We start from the raw sequence: 18,809 nt of genomic DNA, 5'->3' as shown, positions 1-18,809 counted from the left end.
CAAACTCTAAATAGAAAGAGTTGAGAATAAAACACGGGCGTGAAACAGCATTTTTCTTCGTGGTATGAAATTAACGATTACATTAGCAGGCAAAAATAAACGCTACCGACACAGTATTAGTGTCCGTACGCTCGTGAGCGCAACCGTGCTCTCGTCTATTTTTATGTTAGTGTCGAGTCGTTCTACCGAATCGGTATCTGAAGATATCGCTCGCGTGCGTTTAGCGCAAACCGAAGTCAACGAAACACAAAAAGACGTTGAAGCGTTAAAACAACAAACCACAATCAAACTTCAAGCGTTGCTTTCTCACATCGCAGAGCTCTCTGCACAAACCCGTTTGTTAGACGAAAAGGGAAAGCAAATTGCAACAGAATTAGGTATGTCAGCGGCTGACCTGGACGCTTTCGTACCGGTATCGATACCGGATAACCTCCAAGATGATCCTTTACTTCACGAGATAGCCAAGCTCGAACAATCGCTCGATTTAAAGTCTCAGCAATTGTCTATGCTTGAAAGTCTGGTTAGGGGTCACCATATATACGAACAGAGCCAATTATCTGGTCGTCCGATAGAGTCGGGGTGGTTGTCTTCTTATTATGGTATGCGTGCCGATCCTTTTACCGGAAAGCCTGCAATGCACAAAGGCTTGGATTTCGCTGGTAAAGCAGGGGAGAACGTTGTAGCGACTGCCGCAGGCATTGTGACTTGGGCGGGTGATCGTTACGGCTACGGCCAATTAGTAGAGATTGATCACGGTGATGGTTTTGTGACCCGATACGGACACAACGATACCCTTACTGTTTCAATAGGTGATGTGGTTACCAAAGGGCAGCCTGTCGCAAAAATGGGCAATACTGGGCGCTCTACGGGTGTGCATGTCCACTACGAAGTAATAAGAAACGGAAAACAAGTCGATCCTCTACCGTACGTTTACAAGAAGTAAGCAGGTAGCAGCCAGGTAACAGTGTGCGGTTTTTAAATAAAGACTGCATGCGCAAACAAATAATTTTGAATATCGCAAAACATGATCAGTCGTGGTTGTGTTTTATTGGTTTAATTTAGCTGTGCACCGTGTGCGGCGTCTCGACAAGTAGTGGAATAATAAAGCTAATGTTTTCAAGCATCCTTCGAAAAGTATTCGGTAGTAGAAACGACCGATTATTAAAAAAATTACGCAAGAACGTAGATGCCATCAATGCACTGGAAGCAGAGTATGAAAAGCTTTCTGATGAGGCGCTAAAAGCGAAGACCGACGAGTTTAAAGCACGCCTAGAGAAAGGTGAGACGTTAGACGATATTTTGAACGACGCCTTTGCAACGGTGCGCGAAGCGAGTAAGCGTGTATATGGTATGCGCCACTTTGACGTGCAAATGCTAGGTGGTCAGGTACTTCACGAAGGTAAAATTTCGGAAATGCGCACCGGTGAGGGTAAAACGTTAACGGCAACGCTCCCCACTTACTTAAACGCGCTATCGGGCAAAGGTGTTCACGTAGTTACTGTGAACGATTATCTTGCGCGCCGAGATGCCGAGTGGAGTAACCAGTTATTCACTTTCCTGGGGATGCGTGTTGGCTGTAACGTACCTGGTATGTCACCTGAACAAAAACGTGATGCGTACCAAGCTGATGTAACGTACGGTACCAACAACGAATTTGGTTTTGACTATCTGCGCGATAACATGGCATTTAGTCCACAAGATCGCGTTCAGCGACCACTTAACTTTGCTGTAGTGGATGAAGTTGACTCTATCTTAATCGACGAAGCGCGTACGCCGCTAATTATCTCTGGTCAAGCCGAGGATAGTTCGGAGCTATACCGTCGAATTAATTTAGTTATTCCTAAACTTGTTCAGCAAGAAAAAGAAGACGAAGAAGGTCAAGAAGGTGATGGCGATTACACAATCGACCTAAAAGCCAAGCAAATTCACTTAACAGAACGTGGCCAAATTCACGTTGAAGAAATTCTTCACCAAGAAGGTATTTTACCTGAAGGCGAGTCTTTGTTTGCCGCCGGCAACATCTCATTGCTTCACCACATTAATGCGGCACTGCGCGCACATAAACTGTTCTCTAAAGATGTGGATTACATCGTTAAAGACGAGCAAATTGTTATTGTCGACGAGCACACTGGTCGTACGATGGAAGGCCGCCGTTGGTCTGAAGGTTTGCACCAAGCGGTAGAAGCGAAAGAAGGCGTTCGCATTCAAAATGAGAACCAGACCCTGGCGTCAATTACGTTCCAAAACTACTTCCGCTTGTACAACAAGCTAGCGGGTATGACAGGTACGGCAGATACAGAAGCGTTTGAGTTTAACCACATTTACGGTCTAGAAACTGTGGTTATTCCAACGAATAAGCCAATGCAGCGTAAAGATATGGCTGACCTTATCTACCTGACGGCAGAAGAAAAGTACGAAGCTATCGTTGAAGACATTAAAGCGTGTGTGAAGCGTGGGCAACCAACGCTTGTAGGTACTGTGTCGATTGAAAACTCAGAGCTTATTTCTCGCATTCTTAAGAAAGAAAAAATTCCGCACAAAGTACTTAATGCTAAGTTCCACGAACAGGAAGCGGACATTGTTGCGCAAGCTGGTAAGCCGGGTGCGGTAACTATTGCTACCAATATGGCCGGTCGTGGTACTGACATTGTACTTGGTGGTAATTGGCAGGCAGAGCTTGAAAAAATTGAAAACCCAACTGAAGCGCAAATTGAAAAAGTAAAAGCAGCATGGAAAGAAAGCCATGATGCAGTACTTGCTTCAGGTGGCTTACACATTATTGGTACTGAACGTCACGAATCTCGTCGTATCGATAACCAGTTACGTGGTCGTTCTGGCCGTCAAGGTGACCCTGGTTCAAGCCGCTTCTATTTATCGCTTGACGATGCACTAATGCGTATCTTTGCCTCTGAAAAGATGGGCAATATGATGAAGCGTTTGGGCATGGAGCGTGGTGAGGCGATTGAGCACCCATGGGTGACTCGTGCTATTGAAAATGCCCAGCGTAAAGTTGAAGGTCGTAACTTTGATATTCGTAAACAACTACTTGAGTACGATGATGTTGCAAACGACCAGCGTAAAGTTATTTACGAACAGCGTAATGAGCTACTCGATGAAGGCGATATCAGCGAAACCATCGCCGCTATTCGCGAAGATGTAATCTCAGGCGTTGTAGATGAATATATTCCGCCTCAGTCACTAGAAGAAATGTGGGATGTTAAAGGGTTAGAAGAGCGCCTTAAGGCCGATTTTGCCACGGATCTCCCGCTACAATCATGGCTAGAAAACGACGACAAGCTATATGAAGAAAAGCTACGCGAACGTATTCTTGATGAGGTTGTTAATGCATACAAAGCCAAAGAGGCGGTAGTGGGTGCAGACGTGCTTCGTCAGTTTGAAAAAGCGGTTATGCTTCAAAACCTAGACAGCCACTGGAAAGAGCATTTGGCTGCGATGGACCACTTGCGTCAAGGTATTCACTTGCGTGGCTATGCACAGAAAAACCCTAAGCAAGAATACAAGCGCGAGTCGTTTGAGTTATTCTCTCAAATGCTTGAAGCTCTGAAGGTTGAAGTTATTACTATTTTGGCCCGAGTAAAAGTACAAGCGGAAGAAGATGTTCAAAAAGTGGAAGAGCAGCGTCGTCAAGCAGACGATGTGCCTAAGAACTTTGAGCATGAAGAAGCTACGGCAACGCCAGAGCAGGCCAGCGATAAAGTTCGTACACAAGTTCGTGAAGGCGCTAAAGTGGGCCGTAACGACCCATGTCCGTGTGGTTCTGGCAAAAAGTACAAGCAGTGTCACGGTAAGCTGAAATAATGAAAGTGGTACATGTTGCCGTGGGTGTTATTGCTCGCGGCGATAATATTTTTATCACACTTCGTCACGACCATCTTCATCAAGGTGGTAAATGGGAGTTCCCTGGTGGCAAAGTAGAGCAGGGCGAAAGTGTGCAAGATGCACTCGCGCGCGAGCTACTTGAAGAAATAGGCATTCAAGTACTGAAAAGTGAGCCTGTTATTGTGATTAACCATGACTACGGCGATAAAGTCGTTAAGTTAGATGTACATCGGGTAACTGACTTCTCAGGTGAGCCGCATGGGAAAGAAGGCCAGTCTGCTCGATGGGTTGCTTTGGATGCGCTACAAGCACAAGACTTTCCAGCGGCCAACGTACCCATAATAAAAGCGCTACAAGCGTAATATATCTTGAAAAAAAAACGGCCACTTATAGTGGCCGTTTTTTATTGGTAATAGTAATACTGCCTACAATCTATAAGGTAATACGCTGTGCAGTTGCAAAGGCAACGTCTAACTTGAAGTACGCCGCTTCATTAATAAAGTGGGGGTAGGTTTCACTTTCGCCTTCCCACACAATGTCATGTCCATCAAACGTTCTAAACATCGGCATACCCGGCAGTAATGGCTCGAAATCAGTATCCTGAAGCGCATGATGGATCATGGCCGTGCGTTGACCACTCTCATCTAACGGAAATGATATGTTTTCACCCAAGCGAAATACTTCACAGGCCGGTAATGTGTCACTAGAAATAGTACCTTGGTTGAAGGCAACACAGAACGCAAGAATCACTTCGGCCATAGTTTGAGTGAGTAAGTATACGTCTTCACGTAGCACACCCTGAGGCTGGCCGCCTACTTCTATCATTACCCCGCGTTTACCAGTAGTACATAGGTAGCCGTGCTCAAGGTAAGGCTTTTCATCTTCAAGCAAGATATTTGCTTCAGGCATATGTTGCTTCACATAGCGAGCTAGCTGTATATGAAAGTCATCGGCCTGCAGAATGATGAGCGTAGCGCCCATTTGACTTGTCGTGTTGTGAATGTCTACAACCAAGTCGGTTTTCGACTTACCCTTAGGACCAAATTTTTCATTCAGCACTTGCGCTAATTTTGCTTCTTTAGTCGACTTGTTCTCGCTCAGTGCCGCAAAGGTAAATTGTCTGTTTAAGTCTTCTTCAATAAAACGGACATTAGCCTCTAGTGCCGCTTGATTAGCAATGTGAAGTGACACATTTAAGGCATCAAAGCGTGAGGGAAGTCCATGTTTTTGCCAGTTTTTAACTAACTGAATACCGCTGGTTTCGTTACCGTGGGTACCACCAACAAACGCGATTGATTGAATCATGGACTTTCCTTTGTGCTGCAGAAAACGACGAGCTAATCGCCATAAGAGAGATTAGCTTGATAGTACAACAGTCTACAACTGCCGAGAATACATTTATTGTACTTCATCGCCGTACTGTTTGCGGTATCGCTTGGTAAGTTTGGCACTGCGCAACTGATCGAGTATCAGCGAAATTATTGGGTTTGTATTTTGAGAAGGCCGTTTTCCGTTTCCAACACGACGTAGTTGGCGCTTTACTTGTGCCATAGTCGCAAGGCCAGAAAGTGTTTTGTCTTTCCAATCTACAACCGGAATAACACCCAATGTATCTGGCGAAGCTCGCCATTGGTTAGGTAGATCAGGGGTTAATGCCAGTGCAGACGCAATACCAACCATATCTACACCACTTTGAATCACTTGCTGTGCTACTGCGAGTTTACGAATGCCTCCTGTAGTCATAATGGGAATGGTCGTGGTACTTGCTATTTGCTCAGCAAAAGTTAAAAAATACGCTTCTCGCGCGAGTGTTCTATCATCAGCTGTTCTTCCTTGCATCGCTGGCGCCTCATAGCTTCCACCGGAAAGCTCAACAAGATCTACATTGTGCTGTGCCAGCATGCCAACAACGTCACGGGCATCATCTACGTCAAACCCGCCACGTTGAAAATCTGCTGAGTTTAACTTTACAGCCACATCAAAGCCTTTGCCGCATTGCTCGCGCACTTGCTGAACAATGGTGAGTAACAGACGAGCACGGTTTTCAAGACTGCCACCCCATTCATCTTTACGTTTGTTTGTCAGAGGAGACAAAAATTGCGCGAGTAAGTATCCGTGTGCTGCATGTATTTGAACGCCGTCATAACCCGCTTGTTTGGCCAGTGACGCCGTAGTAACAAATCGACTCACCACATCATTAATTTCGGTTTCTGTCATAGCTTTTGGTTGACCGAATAGGTGAGAGTGCTTACCCATATTGAGTGGAATGTCAGAAGGAGAAAGTACCTTACCTCCCATTTTGGCAAAGACCTGTCGACCCGGATGGTTTATCTGCATCCACAAACGCGTATTATTGCGCTTGGCCTCCTTCGCTAACTGCTGAAATGGTGCTAGCGGTGTGTGAGCTTCAAGTGCAAGTCCTCCTGGGCCGGTCATCGCTAAATGATCGACCATTACGTTGCCGGTAATGATAAGGCCGACACCACCTTCAGCCCAGGCGCGATATAACCGAAAAAGTGCGTCGCCTGGCAATTGATTAGCCTGGGCCATGTTTTCTTCCATAGCGGCCTTTGCGAGCCGATTTTTAATGGTTTGCCCATTGGGTAAAGTAAAAGGGGTAAAAACATTTGATGACATGGTTTGCTCTCTCGTTTCTGTGCATTGACGTCACTATAAGCTTTAAGTTAACTTTAAGGTCAAGGTTATTTTTTTTAAGCGAATACCATGCGCATTGGACAACTAGCACAAGCCATTGATTTACCGACAAGTACTATTCGATTTTACGAACAAAAGGGGTTATTGCCTCCTGCAGCGCGCACCGCAAAGGGTTATCGACAATACGATGCTCACGCAATTGAGCGATTAAAGATGATCAAGTTTGCCACCAGCCTAGGGTTCTCCCTAGACGATCTACCGGGACTATTTGCCAGTGGTGAAGGCTTGGACCACCAGCAAGTTATGGGGCACTTGCGCGAGCGAAAACAAGATATTGATGACCTTATGGCAAAGCTGGAACGTCAAAAGTCACAGATGATGTATCTAATGCATCGCCTCGAGGAGTTGTGGAAAGCGGGCCATTGTATGACTGCCTGTGAACTTGATGGCTTACTTGAGGGACTTAATATGGACAATGTCCGAGAGGTCTAAAGCACGGCTGACTCTTGATGCGTTAATTGCAACCTCACCAGAATAAAGACTCAGTACTATTGAACACAGTGGATCAATGCTTGAAAAAGTCTTCTTGTTGCTGTGCAAGCATCGCTTCAATTTCTTCTATATCGATGTGTTTTGGTGTGGCATCTTCGGCAGGCTTCCCAGCAATTTTTCTGTCTTCTGCTGCCCACTCACCTAAATCAATAAGCTGACATTTCTTGCTGCAAAAAGGACGGAACTCACTTTCTGGACCCCAAACAACAGCTTTAGTACAAATAGGGCATTTAACTTCCATTAGAAACTCCGTTGATAACAGTGGACGAGGGCTTACGTGGTATATGGGTATTTTAGCAGGCTGCTAATTGAAACTGAACATGGTTCTCGACAGCACTTCCGCCATTTTGATTGGGAGTGAAAAGCATGAAACGCAGTGCATAGCGGTATTTATTACCGCTGAGCGTCGGATAATAGCCTTCATCCACACTACATCTAACACGAATGAGTTCATTCTTATCTTCAGCTGCGCCTTGATAGAAACCATTTTCGGCGGTGACAGCGACAAACTGCCCACGTTCCCGAATAAATGACAAGCTGACAGCAATAGCGTCGTCAAGGAGTGCTAATGTCTCCAGCCAATTGTTTATTTCCGACTGTCTTTGTTCAAGGGGTTGCTGTAGCCAAAAATGTAGATTAGGCAAATCAAAGCTACACGCGCCACCGGGTATCGCAAAGCGTTGTCGAATAGCACTAAGTAACTTATCTTCTTTTAGCGCACTGCCAAAACGGCGATCGCTTTTTAGCTTTTCACGTAACGTTAATACCGTTTTAAGTGCTTGTTCTAATGCAGTACTGTCGATTTTAGGGTGCTTCGACCAATACACGAGGTTTTTCTCGTGTGCTTCAAGGTCTTTGGTCAGATCTGAACGTAAGTCCAAACGCTCAACAAGGTCGAGCAATTCGAAGAGTTGTTGAAAAAAAACAAGCTGCAAATGTGTATGCTCAGACTTAGCTGAGATTTTAAGTTGCCCAAGCAGCTGCTCAACACGTAAATAGTTACGTACCTTTTCCTTTAGTGGAAATTCGAAAACAGCGTTGCCCATGGATACCCTTAAAACACATATACTTAGAGCTAAAGCCTAATGCATGATTGCGTTTAAGCCAAGTTTACTTGGCCACCAAACTGTTGTTTTGACGTTATTTGGTCAAAAAAGTTTCAAAAAGCGAGTGGGGAGTCGAATTTTGCTGGCCGAAAGGCTAGAAGAGACAATGCCATATGCGAAATTTGACGCTGTTACCAAATTTGAAAAGTGGGTGGTAAAACAACAATTCTAGCGTTCGTGAGAGAGGGAAACCTCTTGTTGAATGCCATGGCTGGCAAGAATACGTCGAATGGTTCCATCGCTTTTTAGTGTGCTTATGGCACGATTGAGTTCAGGTAATAAATGAGCCTTTTCTTGTCTTAATCTCATTCTCACAGGACCTTTGGTATGCTGAACTGCAAGTACAATGTCAACATCGTGCTCGTTGGCCCAGTATTTTGCTGCATGCTCTTCCATTATAATTAGTTTGAATCTTCCCATCGCAAGGCCTTCAATTAAGGCTTCTTCAGAAAGAAAATCTACCCGCGTAAATTTATCTGCATCATAATAAAAATAGCCTGCAATCGTGCCAATAGCGTGTCCGTAGTAATCAGATTTTTGTTTAAACAGGGCAGTATGTTCGTTAGTGGTGACCACATACTCAGTAACCTTGTATAAAGGCTCACTTAAAACAAAACCTGCTCCAGGCGTACCATCTTCCATCCACTCTAGAACATTAAAATCAAAATCCACTAGGCCTGTTTGTAATGCTTTTTCTGCTCGCTTAGGTGGAAGGTGAACTGGGCGAATAGTAATGTTACTGCGCTCTGAAATACTCTGCATGAGTTCGGCATAAACGCCTGGCTTTCCTGGCTCTGCAGAGCGCTGGTAGGGCACCCATCCAGATGCTAAACCCAAATCGAAATACAGTGTGTTCTCAGCAGCTTGCTTGTGATAGTTAATATTAGATTCTTTTTCTACTTGTTTTTGGCCATTAGCGCTGGCTGCCTTCACGACACAAGTGAGCAATAATGCCAAAACAACAATAGCAAAATAGCTAACAAAGCCTTGCCCCAAGAAGGTGATGCGTTGCCGATATTGATGGCGAGGGTAGTTTATCAGTAGCATACAATCACAGTGCAAAAACAATGGTTTAATTCAAAATTAGCCCAAATGAATAGCACCACTTTTATGTGTTATTTCATGGGCATTTCTTCTAATAATATAGCGCAAATGCTACTTATGAAAATGGAATAAAACAATTAATGTAGGTAGTGCGGTTTCTAGAGCGGTTGTGGCTAATGTGCTCAACGCTTTCGAAAAAGGGTTATACTTATATTTCAATAATAATTCTAACAATGTTTTAGTAGAGATAAGACCGTGAGACTGCACACCTTAGCCAGAGTGTTTACACTAAGTACGCTACTTTCAGCGTTACTGGGTTGTAACAGCGACTCAAATAATGACGATGTAACCTCGATAGATTCACAAAGTTTATCTGAACAGCTCGTTGCCCAAATTGACGTCACTGTAGAGGGCGGAGTAACAGCATTGATGCTTCCAGAACCGACGGATTATGAAAATATTCCTGCCGATATCAATAACCCAATTACTGCTGAAAAAGTCGCTCTTGGAATGATGCTATTTCACGAAACTCAACTGGCAACAGCAGGAGTTAATAGCACAACAATCAATACATGGTCATGCGCAAGTTGTCACCATGTCGCTGCTGGTTTTAAATCAGGCGTTCTTCAAGGCATTGGTGAGGGCGGTAGTGGATTTGGTATTGCAGGTGAAGCACGTACCCTTTTGCCAAATTTTGATGGTCAAAGCACCGATCCGACCTTCGTACCTGATGTACAACCTTTTACATCACCCAGTATATTAAATTCAGCGTATCAAGACGTTATGCTGTGGAATGGACAGTTTGGTAATGCTGAAGGTGGTACCGTCAATGCTTCGTTAGAGGAGCATGTTCTCGCTCCAGAAGGAACACCAAAATTTGAGAATATAAGAGGTTTTTCGGGCCTTGAAACTCAGGCTATTGCAGGTACAAAAGTGCATAGAATGAATACGTTTGACGACTCTGTATTGCAAAATAATATGGAATATCGATTGATGTTCGAAGCGGCATTTCCTGAAGGCAGTAACGATTATTTGGAAGAGGCTGGTTTGGCTATGGCAGCGTATGAGCGCACGGTTCTAGCGAATGAGGCTCCTTTCCAACGATGGTTAGCTGGCGAAGATTCAGCAATGACTGAGCAAGAAAAACGCGGTGCGCTATTGTTCTTTGGAAAAGCTAATTGCGTAAGCTGTCATACAGGGCCCGCATTAAGCTCACCTGTTGGGGCTAGCGCGCAAGAAATGTTTATGGCGCTGGGGTTTGCTGATTTAGACGTATCAAGCCCTAGTGTGACTGGCACTGTGTCGGTTAACGACGCTAAAGGTCGCGGGGGCTTTACAGGAAATGTAGAAGACGATTTTAAGTTCAAAGTACCTCAACTGTATAACTTGAAAGATACCAATGTGTTTGGTCATGGGGGAAGTTTCAGTAGTGTACGTCAAGTAGTTATGTACAAAAATACGGCTGTTGCACAAAAGCGTCTGTCTACTGAACAACTAGATGCGCGTTTTATTCCTTTAGGCTTAACAGATGAAGAGATTGACGATTTGGTTACCTTCATTGAAGAGGGGTTGTACGACCCTGATTTGTATCGGTATGTCCCTGCAGCTACACCTACCGGCGCATGCTTTCCTGTGGCAGACGAGCAATCTAAGCTCGATTTAAATTGTGCTAATTAACTAGAAAAAGCGGCGTCGTTAGACGCCTCATATAGAGATGGACGAGTGACGCTGCGCCAGATATCTGGTCGTAGGCCTTTTGTTAAATACTCGCTGAACATTGCTCTAGTAGCGCGGTATGCAGCGTCTCAACTTGTGCAGCAAGGTGCGCTAGGCTAGCGCTATTATCAAGAACATAATCTGCTGCGGCTAGTCGGGTTTCGCGCGTGGCTTGTGAAGCCATAATGTTCTTTATTGTTTGCTCTGTGCTTTCATCCCGCTGTACAGCGCGTGCAAGTTGCATTTCTTCAGGGCAATCTACCACGACTACCTTGTTACACATTACGGTTAGATTATTTTCAACCAATAGTGGAACCGATAAAATGCAGTAGGGACTTTTGGATTCTGCGATGAGTGTCATCATTTGATTGCGGATGAGGGGATGAAGTAAACCGTTTAGCCAATGCTTTTCATCGTCATTGTGAAAAACGCGTTCGCGCAGTGCAGCGCGATTAAGGCTACCGTTTTCTAGCAGTACATCGTTGCCGAAATGTTCAGCAATTTTAGCAAGACCCTCTGAGCCTATCGCAACCACATCCCGAGCAACTTCATCCGCATCAATAATATCGATATTGTGCTTTTGAAATAATGCAGTTGCAGCTGATTTTCCACTACCAATACCACCTGTAAGGCCCACTACAAATTTATCACTCATTCGCTTCACTCTTTCTCGCTAAAAGGGCAACGGCCTAATGGCCTACAACACCATATTTAAGTAAGCGGTAATGATATCGGTTTTATACAATAAGGTTAACCATCCAGCCACCGCGAGGTAAGGGCCAAATGGAATGGCCAGAGACTTTCCTTGTTTCTGTACAATCATGATTACAATGCCAACCACCGCACCCACAAAAGACGAAAGCAAGATAATAACGGGCAAGCCTTGCCAGCCTGTAAAAGCCCCTAAAGCGGCTAATAATTTAAAGTCGCCATAGCCCATACCTTCTTTGCCGGTAACAAGTTTAAACAACCAATATACAGACCATAAACTAAGGTAGCCTGCAGCTGCACCAATGATTGCCTCTGTTGGAGTGACAAAAACGTTGTGCGTACTGAGTATTAAACCCAACCAAAGCAGTGGAAGCGTGAGTTGATCGGGCAACAGCATTTTGTCTAAATCAATAAACAGTAACGATATAAGTGCATAGGTGAATAGGACCGCCCATAAGGCTTGTGGTGTGGGGCCAAAATGGTAAGCAGCAAACGTGCACACCAAAGCCGTGAATAACTCAACTGCCGGATAACGTGGTGAAATTCCGGTTTTGCATTTCGCACACTTCCCTTTCAGGAAAAGGTAACTTATGACAGGAATGTTTTCCCAAGCGCGAATTTTATGTCCACACGACGGACATGTGCTGTCTGGTTTTACAAGGTTAAAGGGAGCTTCTTGGCTATCTTTTTGGGCCGTTGTGACTTGCTCGTCACCTTGTTCGGCAAAATAGTCATTGTATTCACGCTGCCAACTGCGCTCCAACATGATTGGTAACCGGTAGATTACAACATTTAAAAAGCTGCCAACCATCAAGCTAACAATAAAGATAAGTGAATAGAAAAATAGTGGCGCTACCTGGTGTAATGTAACCAAGTGCTGAGCGAATGAAACATCCATGAGCAACGTGTTCTTTTTTTTGTATTTAAAATGAGGAAGACGTAGTTATACCACGTCGCCCATTTGGAAAATAGGGAGATACATAGCAACGATCAAACCGCCGATAACCACACCTAATACCGCCATGATCATAGGCTCTAGTAAGCTGGTTAAGCCGTCTACCATGTCATCGACTTCCGCTTCGTAAATAGTCGCGATTTTACTGAGCATTTCGTCGACTGCGCCTGACTCTTCACCAATAGCTATCATTTGTGTGACCATATCAGGAAATACTTGTGTTGCGCGCATAGCGACATGCATTGGCATACCACCAGCCACTTCCTTTCGCATGTATAAAATAGCCTCTCGATATACGGCATTACCTGAAGCGCCTGCAGCAGATTCTAACGCCCCAATAAGTGGAACACCTGCAGCAAAGGTTGTGGCTAATGTACGAGTGAAGCGAGCAATACTGGCTTTTTTAAGTATTTCGCCCACTACCGGAATTTTAAGAATGTTTCTATCAACGCTGTCGCGCAACTTTTGGCTGCGCTTATAGGTTCGCATGAACATAAAACCGGCAGCACCTATGCCGATTGCTATAAAGATGCCGTAGTCTTGGACAAATCGCGAAATGCCTAGAACGAATTGTGTAAAAGCAGGTAACTCTGCACCAAAGCTACTAAAGATCTCTTCAAACTGAGGAACAACAAAAATCAGTAGTATGGTGGTAACGATGAAAGCCACGACCAATACCGCGATAGGGTAAAACATGGCTTTCTTGATTTTAGACTTTAACGCTTCTGCTTTTTCTTTATAAGTAGCTATTCTATCGTAGATAGTTTCAAGTGCACCAGACTGCTCACCGGTATACACCAAATCACAATACAAGTCGTCGAAGTAAAGCGGGTGTTTTCTAAGGGCTGAAGATAACGGGTTACCTGACTTTACTTCTTCCGTTATTTCGCCCAGTAACTTTCGCATGCTTTGCTTGGCATGACCTTGCGCTATCATCTCAAGTGATTGAATAAGGGTAACACCGGCGGCCAACATAGTGGCAATTTGCCTAGAAATTACAGATATGTCTGCGGGTGTTATTTTTTGACCACCAGCACCAAACAAAGGCGTGGCGAGTTTTTTAACTTTATTGGCAGAGATACCCTGGCGGCGAAGCAGGTTCTTTGCTTCAGAAATCGAAACAGCGGATATTTCACCTTTGCGAGATTGACCGTGACGATCTTTACCTTGCCAAGTAAATGTAGTTGCTGCTTTTGCCATTGCGAATTCCGTCTATAAAGTGTCTCTTGAGAGCGAAAAAGCCCAGTATGATACTGGGCTTTTTACATTTATTTCTATATCAGACTATGCGATTAGCATAGCTCTGCAGGGTCACATGTAACCGTCCAAAGTAAGCGGCCACCGTTTTCAGCTGCCGTTAGGGTATATGTACCTGCACCACCCTGAATGCTCATGCTTGGGTACGCAGTAGCTGTTATTGTACCCGCTGTATCTGTGTCTACACCAACGATAGCGGGAACGCCACCTGCAGCGTCTGCTGCTGCAACAGTTGCTGGAACGCCATTATTACCACCAACACAAAGCGCTAGGTTTGCCGTAGAGGCATAACAAACTTCTACTGCAGTCTTTGCTGCCGCTGTTGCGTTAGAAACTTCTGTAAACTTCGCTTTTTGCGTGTAGTTTTGGTAAGCAGGAAGTGCGATTGCTGCAAGAATACCGATGATTGCAACAACAATCATTAGTTCGATTAGGGTGAAACCTTTTTGGTTTTTAGCGTTCATGGTCATCATGGTCTTATCTCCGGGACGTGTATAACACGTTAAGTTTAAATCTAATTCAAATTGACGTTTATACCCGAGTCGTTTTTGTACGCCCCTGGTACTTGATTCTCAGTATAGAATTTTTATTGCAACTGACAAGTATTAGGGAATATACCTATGTGTTACTTTCTCAGTATGACACGTTCAATATGCCTTGTGCAGAGCGTATTCATTGAACTTTGGTATATAACTTAATAGCTTAGCAGCGTATGACTAACTATACAGTGGCAACAGATGAAGCGCAAAGTGCGCGCGTACCCAAGGTAGAATTACGGCTCGAATGTGTGGGTGCAAAAAACAAAAAAAGGCCCACAAAAAGGCCTTTTAATATAATTGATGGTTGCCTTTAAGCTTCGTGCGCGGTTAGGCCAAATTAATTCGCAACGACAAGTCGATAGCTTGAACGTGCTTGGTTAACGCGCCCGAAGAAATGTAATCTACCCCTAGCTGCGATAGTGACTTAAGTCGCTCATCGGTAATATTGCCAGAGACTTCTAGTTTACATTGGCCTTTGTTAAGCGCTACTGCCTGTTGGATCTGTTCGTTGGTAAAATTATCAAGCATGACAATATCAGCGCCAGCCTTCATGGCTTGTTCAAGCTCGCCAATATTTTCGACTTCAACTTCAACAGGTTTTCCTGGCATCATTGATTTTGCTCGTTCAACCGCTTTATCTATGCCGCCGCATGAGAAAATATGATTTTCTTTTATCAGAAATGCATCAAACAAACCTACACGGTGGTTTTGCCCACCACCACAACGCACTGCGTATTTTTGCGCGTAACGAAGCCCAGGTAACGTTTTGCGTGTGTCGAGAATTTTGGTGTTGCTATCAGCCAGTAAGTTCGCGTAAAACGCGGTAACAGTGGCAGTACCTGATAGGGTTTGTAAGAAATTAAGCGCAGTGCGCTCTGCGGTGAGAATAGCTTTTGCAGACCCTTCTAGAGTAAGCAGTACCGTGTCTGGTGCTACGCTGTCACCGTCTTCAACATGCCATTGCAATGCCACTGTTTCGTCAATAAGTGCGAACGCTTGATTTACCCAAGCTACTCCACATACCACACACGACTCTCTGGTGATAACCGTCGCTTTCGATTGAACGTTATCGTCAATAAGGTTCGCTGTTATATCGTTGGAGGCATTTAATTCACCGCCTAGGTCTTCGATAAGTGCCGATGATACTTGCTCTCGTATCGCTTGCATGTCTGGTGATGTCATCTTCATCGCTATCGTCTGTATTAAAGGGTACGCAATATTAACCAATCTCCGCGCTGAGTAAACTCTAATTGGCGAAGAACGCTCATTCCAAGCAAAATATGGTCATCCTGCATGCCGGGATTCAAGTTTGCATCAACATTGTGAAGTACAATATCGCCAATACGCAGGGTATCAATATTCGATTCTGCCACTTTTACCGTGCCGTTTGCTGTGGTGGCAAAACCTTCTCGTCCCGCGCGAAGTTGCAGTTTGTTCGCCAGATGAGCAGGAACCGCAACATCAGTGGCACCAGTATCAACCAAAAAAATGACCTCTTCATTATTGATATAGCCCGTAGTGACGTAATGTCCTTGACGGTTTTGTTTAAGTCTTACCTCGGTTTGTGAACCAATACGCTCAGATTGAGGCTCGCTATTTGGGTTTACTTGTTTTTCCAACAAATCTGAAAATACAAACACCAGCAGACCAAAACCGCAGATCCAAGCCAATGCGACCATCCATTTACCTGCGCTTTGGACAGTGTCATTTTCATTACTCATGCTTTTTCCTTCTCAGTAACGCGCTTTCCTGTTTTTTTAAGTGATAGCATCCAATCCGAATGGCTTGCAATCAAACGCATCGCGATGTCACACTTTAACCTATGTAGATGATTACTCAATAAATCAATTATTATGGTGCTTTACAATCAAGCCACATTTACCCAATCGCCTCATTTCGACGAGCGGCCCTTTGATGCTATTTTGCAGCCTAACAATATCGATTTATTGGTTATCCACAATATATCGCTGCCTCCTTCTCAGTTTGGCACGAGTGGTATCAGAGATTTATTTACAGGTAACCTCGACCCTCAAGCGCACCCGTTTTACAAGGAAATTGCAGGTCTTCGGGTATCTGCCCATTGCGTAATTTACCGCACAGGAGAGATAGAGCAGTTTGTGCCTTTTGAGAAAAGAGCCTGGCATGCGGGTTTATCTTCTTTCCAAGGCCGCCGACGTTGTAACGATTTTTCAATTGGAATTGAACTTGAAGGAACTGACACGTTACCTTTTACCGACGCGCAATACGAATCACTTAAATCATTGAGCGAATTTATAATTAAGCGCTATCCTCGGATCACTTTAGGGCGTATTGTAGGTCATAATGATATTGCACCGGGTAGAAAAACTGATCCCGGCGAGGCTTTTGACTGGCCAAGATATCGAACCAGTTTACGACGCGTGCTTAAACAAGGACATGCCTAATTTATGATGTTAATGAGTTTATTGTTGGTGTTAAGCCTAGAGAGACTTATCACTAAAGACAGTCACTGGCATATTGAGACTTATGCCACTAAGTATCGCCAGTTGTTAGTCAACAATAAATGGCTCACTGAAGACAGTTCGTCAGCGTACTTATATGTGAGCATGTTGCTCCCGCCCATTATTCTTGCGTTGATTGAATACTGGCTATTAGGCGCGTTTCTAACCTTCATAGAGCAAAGCCTTATCTTATTTATTTGTGTAGGTTGCCCGGCACTGCGTGCAACGTATAAATGTTTTTTAAATGCGGCTGATAGAGGCGACCTGCAAGCGTGCAGTATGTACACTGATCAGCTAGGGCATTGTGGCACGTCAAACGAAAGTGACGGTACCGCCACAACCGAAGGTAAAAGCTTTGGGCAGCACCTGACATGGCTTAACTATCAGCACTATGCCGCGGTTATGTTGTGGTTTATTGCATTTGGCGCACCTGGTGCACTGTTTTATAGCTTAAGTCGCAGTACCACCGAAGCAATGTGCGGTGAAAATCACCCATTGAAGGAAAGCGCTGGGCGTTTGATGTTTGCGCTCGATTACATTCCTGTGCGAATTACGGCGTTCGGAATGTTAATGATGGGACATTTTTCACGGGCATTGCCCGAGTGGCTCAAACATGCGTTGCAATTTGATATTTCGGCCTATGACGTACTGACTAAAATTTCCTCTAAAGCCGAAATGCTAACACCTGAAGAGCGCGAAGCGCAGGCCAAAAATGCAGCAGTTGAACCCAAAGTATTAGTAAAATTGGCTAAACGTAATGTTATTTTTCTTCTGGTAATTACTTCAGCGCTTACGCTAATTGGCAGTCTCGCATAACCACTATTATTAACATTTAATCACCTTATCTACTAGAGCTACGTTTGGTCTATAAACTATTTGTTTATAGATCAGACGCTTTCGTCTCAATATATACTGCGTAGGCCTCATCAGACCAGTTGGTGGGCGCTGATTTTTGTTAACAAATTCAATAATAAACCTTAACAGCAAGCAAAGTGCGCAAGCTTTGCTATGCTCTAGAGTATTTACCTCGAAATCGATCTGCCTTAAACTGTATAGGTAAAATGGTATTACCAATTTGATGAGTGTTTAAATTTTCTCCGATTATTTTTTACATTCATAACGTTGATATCACCCAGTGTTTAAGAAGAAGGATAGATACTGCGCATGCGTCAGCAGCGAAAAAAACTCTCAGATGTAATTACCGAACAATTAGAGTCAATGATACTCGACGGTACGTTATTGGCTGGTCAAAAGCTGCCACCAGAGAGAGAGCTTGCGCTTGAATTTGATGTGTCTCGTCCTTCTTTACGTGAAGCTATTGGTAATTTACAGGCGCGGGGTTTAGTTGAACGAAAACAAGGCGGCGGTACGTTTGTTAATCGAAACCTAAATGCTGCAATGAAAGATCCGTTGATGGATTTGGTGAGTCAGCGTCCAGAAACACAGTTCGACTTGCTTGAGTTCCGTCACGCGCTTGAAGGCATGTCAGCGTATTACGCGGCATTGCGTGGCCAGCCTGAAGATTACGATGCGTTGAAACAAGCATTAAATGATTTGCCAACGCCCAAAGCCGATGAGAGTAAACGTGCTCAAGCAGAAGCGCTGGGACAGTTTTATATCATCATGGCACGCGCTTCTCACAACATGGTATTGCTGCATGTAATGAGCACTATGCAAAGTATGTTGGTTGACAATATTGAACGAAATTTAGACATGCTGGCCGCACACCCAGAAGCGGTGGAAGACATTGCCAAGCAGCGTCGCGAAATTGTAGATGCGATAGCCTCGCGTGACCCTGAAGCGGCACGACAAGCGTGTAATACGCATCTGGCGTTTATTGAAAAAACGCTATTGACAATAAATCAGCGCGATACACGTGTTCAACGTGCACTGCGCCGACTGGAAATTTAGTTAAATAACATTGTTGTTTAACTATTCATTCGCAGAGGCCGGT

General features: G+C 44.4%; 19 protein-coding genes. 8 read left to right on the top strand and 11 right to left on the bottom strand.

The window, feature by feature from the left end:
• Window positions 1-64: 64 nt before the first annotated feature.
• The 3 genes from OZ660_RS14765 to mutT all read left to right on the top strand — a co-directional run bounded on the left by OZ660_RS14765 (window position 65) and on the right by mutT (window position 4,202).
• The gene (locus OZ660_RS14765; RefSeq protein ID WP_159626837.1) at window positions 65-943 is read left to right on the top strand and encodes a M23 family metallopeptidase; all 879 of its coding nucleotides are present in this window, start codon (window positions 65-67) and stop codon (window positions 941-943) included.
• Between the two features lie 167 nt (window positions 944-1,110).
• Entirely contained in the window at window positions 1,111-3,819 is a 2,709-nt protein-coding gene (gene secA / locus OZ660_RS14760; RefSeq protein ID WP_202262241.1) for a preprotein translocase subunit SecA, read from the top strand.
• Window positions 3,819-4,202: an 8-oxo-dGTP diphosphatase MutT gene (gene mutT / locus OZ660_RS14755; protein ID WP_159626839.1), complete on the top strand. Its 384-nt coding sequence runs from the start codon at window positions 3,819-3,821 to the stop codon at window positions 4,200-4,202. Before secA ends, mutT begins: the two co-directional genes overlap by 1 nt.
• Before the next feature lie 70 nt (window positions 4,203-4,272).
• Here the strand turns inward: mutT and OZ660_RS14750 are convergent, their stop codons facing one another.
• Together OZ660_RS14750 and OZ660_RS14745 are read right to left on the bottom strand one after the other, a co-directional pair.
• On the bottom strand, window positions 4,273-5,145 hold the full coding sequence (locus OZ660_RS14750) for an aspartoacylase (protein ID WP_226432116.1): 873 nt from the start codon (window positions 5,143-5,145) through the stop codon (window positions 4,273-4,275).
• A gap of 93 nt (window positions 5,146-5,238) precedes the next feature.
• Window positions 5,239-6,477, bottom strand: coding sequence for an NADH:flavin oxidoreductase/NADH oxidase family protein (locus OZ660_RS14745; RefSeq protein ID WP_274741431.1), 1,239 nt, complete (start codon window positions 6,475-6,477; stop codon window positions 5,239-5,241).
• 87 nt (window positions 6,478-6,564) lie between these two features.
• Between OZ660_RS14745 and OZ660_RS14740 the strand changes: the two genes are divergently transcribed.
• Complete coding sequence (locus OZ660_RS14740) at window positions 6,565-6,987, top strand: MerR family transcriptional regulator (RefSeq protein ID WP_274741430.1); 423 nt, start codon at window positions 6,565-6,567, stop codon at window positions 6,985-6,987.
• A 73-nt stretch (window positions 6,988-7,060) separates the two neighbouring features.
• On the opposite strand, the gene yacG is transcribed toward OZ660_RS14740, so the two are convergent.
• The 3 genes from yacG to OZ660_RS14725 all read right to left on the bottom strand — a co-directional run bounded on the left by yacG (window position 7,061) and on the right by OZ660_RS14725 (window position 9,200).
• Complete coding sequence (gene yacG / locus OZ660_RS14735) at window positions 7,061-7,288, bottom strand: DNA gyrase inhibitor YacG (RefSeq protein WP_159626843.1); 228 nt, start codon at window positions 7,286-7,288, stop codon at window positions 7,061-7,063.
• A 52-nt stretch (window positions 7,289-7,340) separates the two neighbouring features.
• A complete protein-coding gene (gene zapD, locus OZ660_RS14730) occupies window positions 7,341-8,093 on the bottom strand; it encodes a cell division protein ZapD (RefSeq protein ID WP_274741429.1) in 753 nt (250 codons plus the stop codon).
• A 228-nt stretch (window positions 8,094-8,321) separates the two neighbouring features.
• Window positions 8,322-9,200 carry a substrate-binding periplasmic protein gene (locus OZ660_RS14725; RefSeq protein ID WP_274741428.1) on the bottom strand — a complete coding sequence of 293 codons (879 nt, stop codon included), beginning with the start codon at window positions 9,198-9,200 and terminating at the stop codon, window positions 8,322-8,324.
• A 252-nt stretch (window positions 9,201-9,452) separates the two neighbouring features.
• Here OZ660_RS14725 and OZ660_RS14720 point away from each other — a divergent pair, with 252 nt between their 5' ends.
• A complete protein-coding gene (locus tag OZ660_RS14720) occupies window positions 9,453-10,874 on the top strand; it encodes a cytochrome-c peroxidase (protein ID WP_274741427.1) in 1,422 nt (473 codons plus the stop codon).
• A gap of 82 nt (window positions 10,875-10,956) precedes the next feature.
• Here the strand turns inward: OZ660_RS14720 and coaE are convergent, their stop codons facing one another.
• The 6 genes from coaE to OZ660_RS14690 form a co-directional block, all read right to left on the bottom strand.
• Window positions 10,957-11,568, bottom strand: a complete 612-nt coding sequence (gene coaE, locus OZ660_RS14715) for a dephospho-CoA kinase (RefSeq protein ID WP_274741426.1) — start codon at window positions 11,566-11,568, stop codon at window positions 10,957-10,959.
• 42 nt (window positions 11,569-11,610) lie between these two features.
• The gene (locus tag OZ660_RS14710) at window positions 11,611-12,522 is read right to left on the bottom strand and encodes a prepilin peptidase (RefSeq protein WP_274741425.1); all 912 of its coding nucleotides are present in this window, start codon (window positions 12,520-12,522) and stop codon (window positions 11,611-11,613) included.
• A 45-nt stretch (window positions 12,523-12,567) separates the two neighbouring features.
• Entirely contained in the window at window positions 12,568-13,779 is a 1,212-nt protein-coding gene (locus OZ660_RS14705) for a type II secretion system F family protein (protein WP_159626848.1), read from the bottom strand.
• A 92-nt stretch (window positions 13,780-13,871) separates the two neighbouring features.
• A complete protein-coding gene (locus OZ660_RS14700; RefSeq protein WP_274741424.1) occupies window positions 13,872-14,309 on the bottom strand; it encodes a pilin in 438 nt (145 codons plus the stop codon).
• 393 nt (window positions 14,310-14,702) lie between these two features.
• Entirely contained in the window at window positions 14,703-15,557 is an 855-nt protein-coding gene (gene nadC / locus OZ660_RS14695; RefSeq protein WP_274743463.1) for a carboxylating nicotinate-nucleotide diphosphorylase, read from the bottom strand.
• A 20-nt stretch (window positions 15,558-15,577) separates the two neighbouring features.
• A complete protein-coding gene (locus tag OZ660_RS14690) occupies window positions 15,578-16,096 on the bottom strand; it encodes a retropepsin-like aspartic protease family protein (protein ID WP_274741423.1) in 519 nt (172 codons plus the stop codon).
• Between the two features lie 132 nt (window positions 16,097-16,228).
• On the opposite strand from OZ660_RS14690, the gene ampD reads away from it, so the two are divergent.
• The 3 genes from ampD (at window position 16,229) to OZ660_RS14675 (ending at window position 18,766) form a co-directional block, all read left to right on the top strand.
• Complete coding sequence (ampD, locus tag OZ660_RS14685) at window positions 16,229-16,798, top strand: 1,6-anhydro-N-acetylmuramyl-L-alanine amidase AmpD (protein ID WP_274741422.1); 570 nt, start codon at window positions 16,229-16,231, stop codon at window positions 16,796-16,798.
• A gap of 3 nt (window positions 16,799-16,801) precedes the next feature.
• Complete coding sequence (ampE, locus tag OZ660_RS14680; RefSeq protein WP_274741420.1) at window positions 16,802-17,671, top strand: beta-lactamase regulator AmpE; 870 nt, start codon at window positions 16,802-16,804, stop codon at window positions 17,669-17,671.
• 348 nt (window positions 17,672-18,019) lie between these two features.
• The gene (locus OZ660_RS14675; protein ID WP_226432103.1) at window positions 18,020-18,766 is read left to right on the top strand and encodes a GntR family transcriptional regulator; all 747 of its coding nucleotides are present in this window, start codon (window positions 18,020-18,022) and stop codon (window positions 18,764-18,766) included.
• The last annotated feature ends 43 nt before the right edge of the window (window positions 18,767-18,809 follow it).

It is taken from the genome of Alteromonas sp. 009811495, assembly GCF_028865455.1.
GTDB lineage: Bacteria > Pseudomonadota > Gammaproteobacteria > Enterobacterales > Alteromonadaceae > Alteromonas.
Note: the sequence above shows the minus strand (reverse complement) of the source record. Positions and strands in the feature narration are given on the sequence as shown.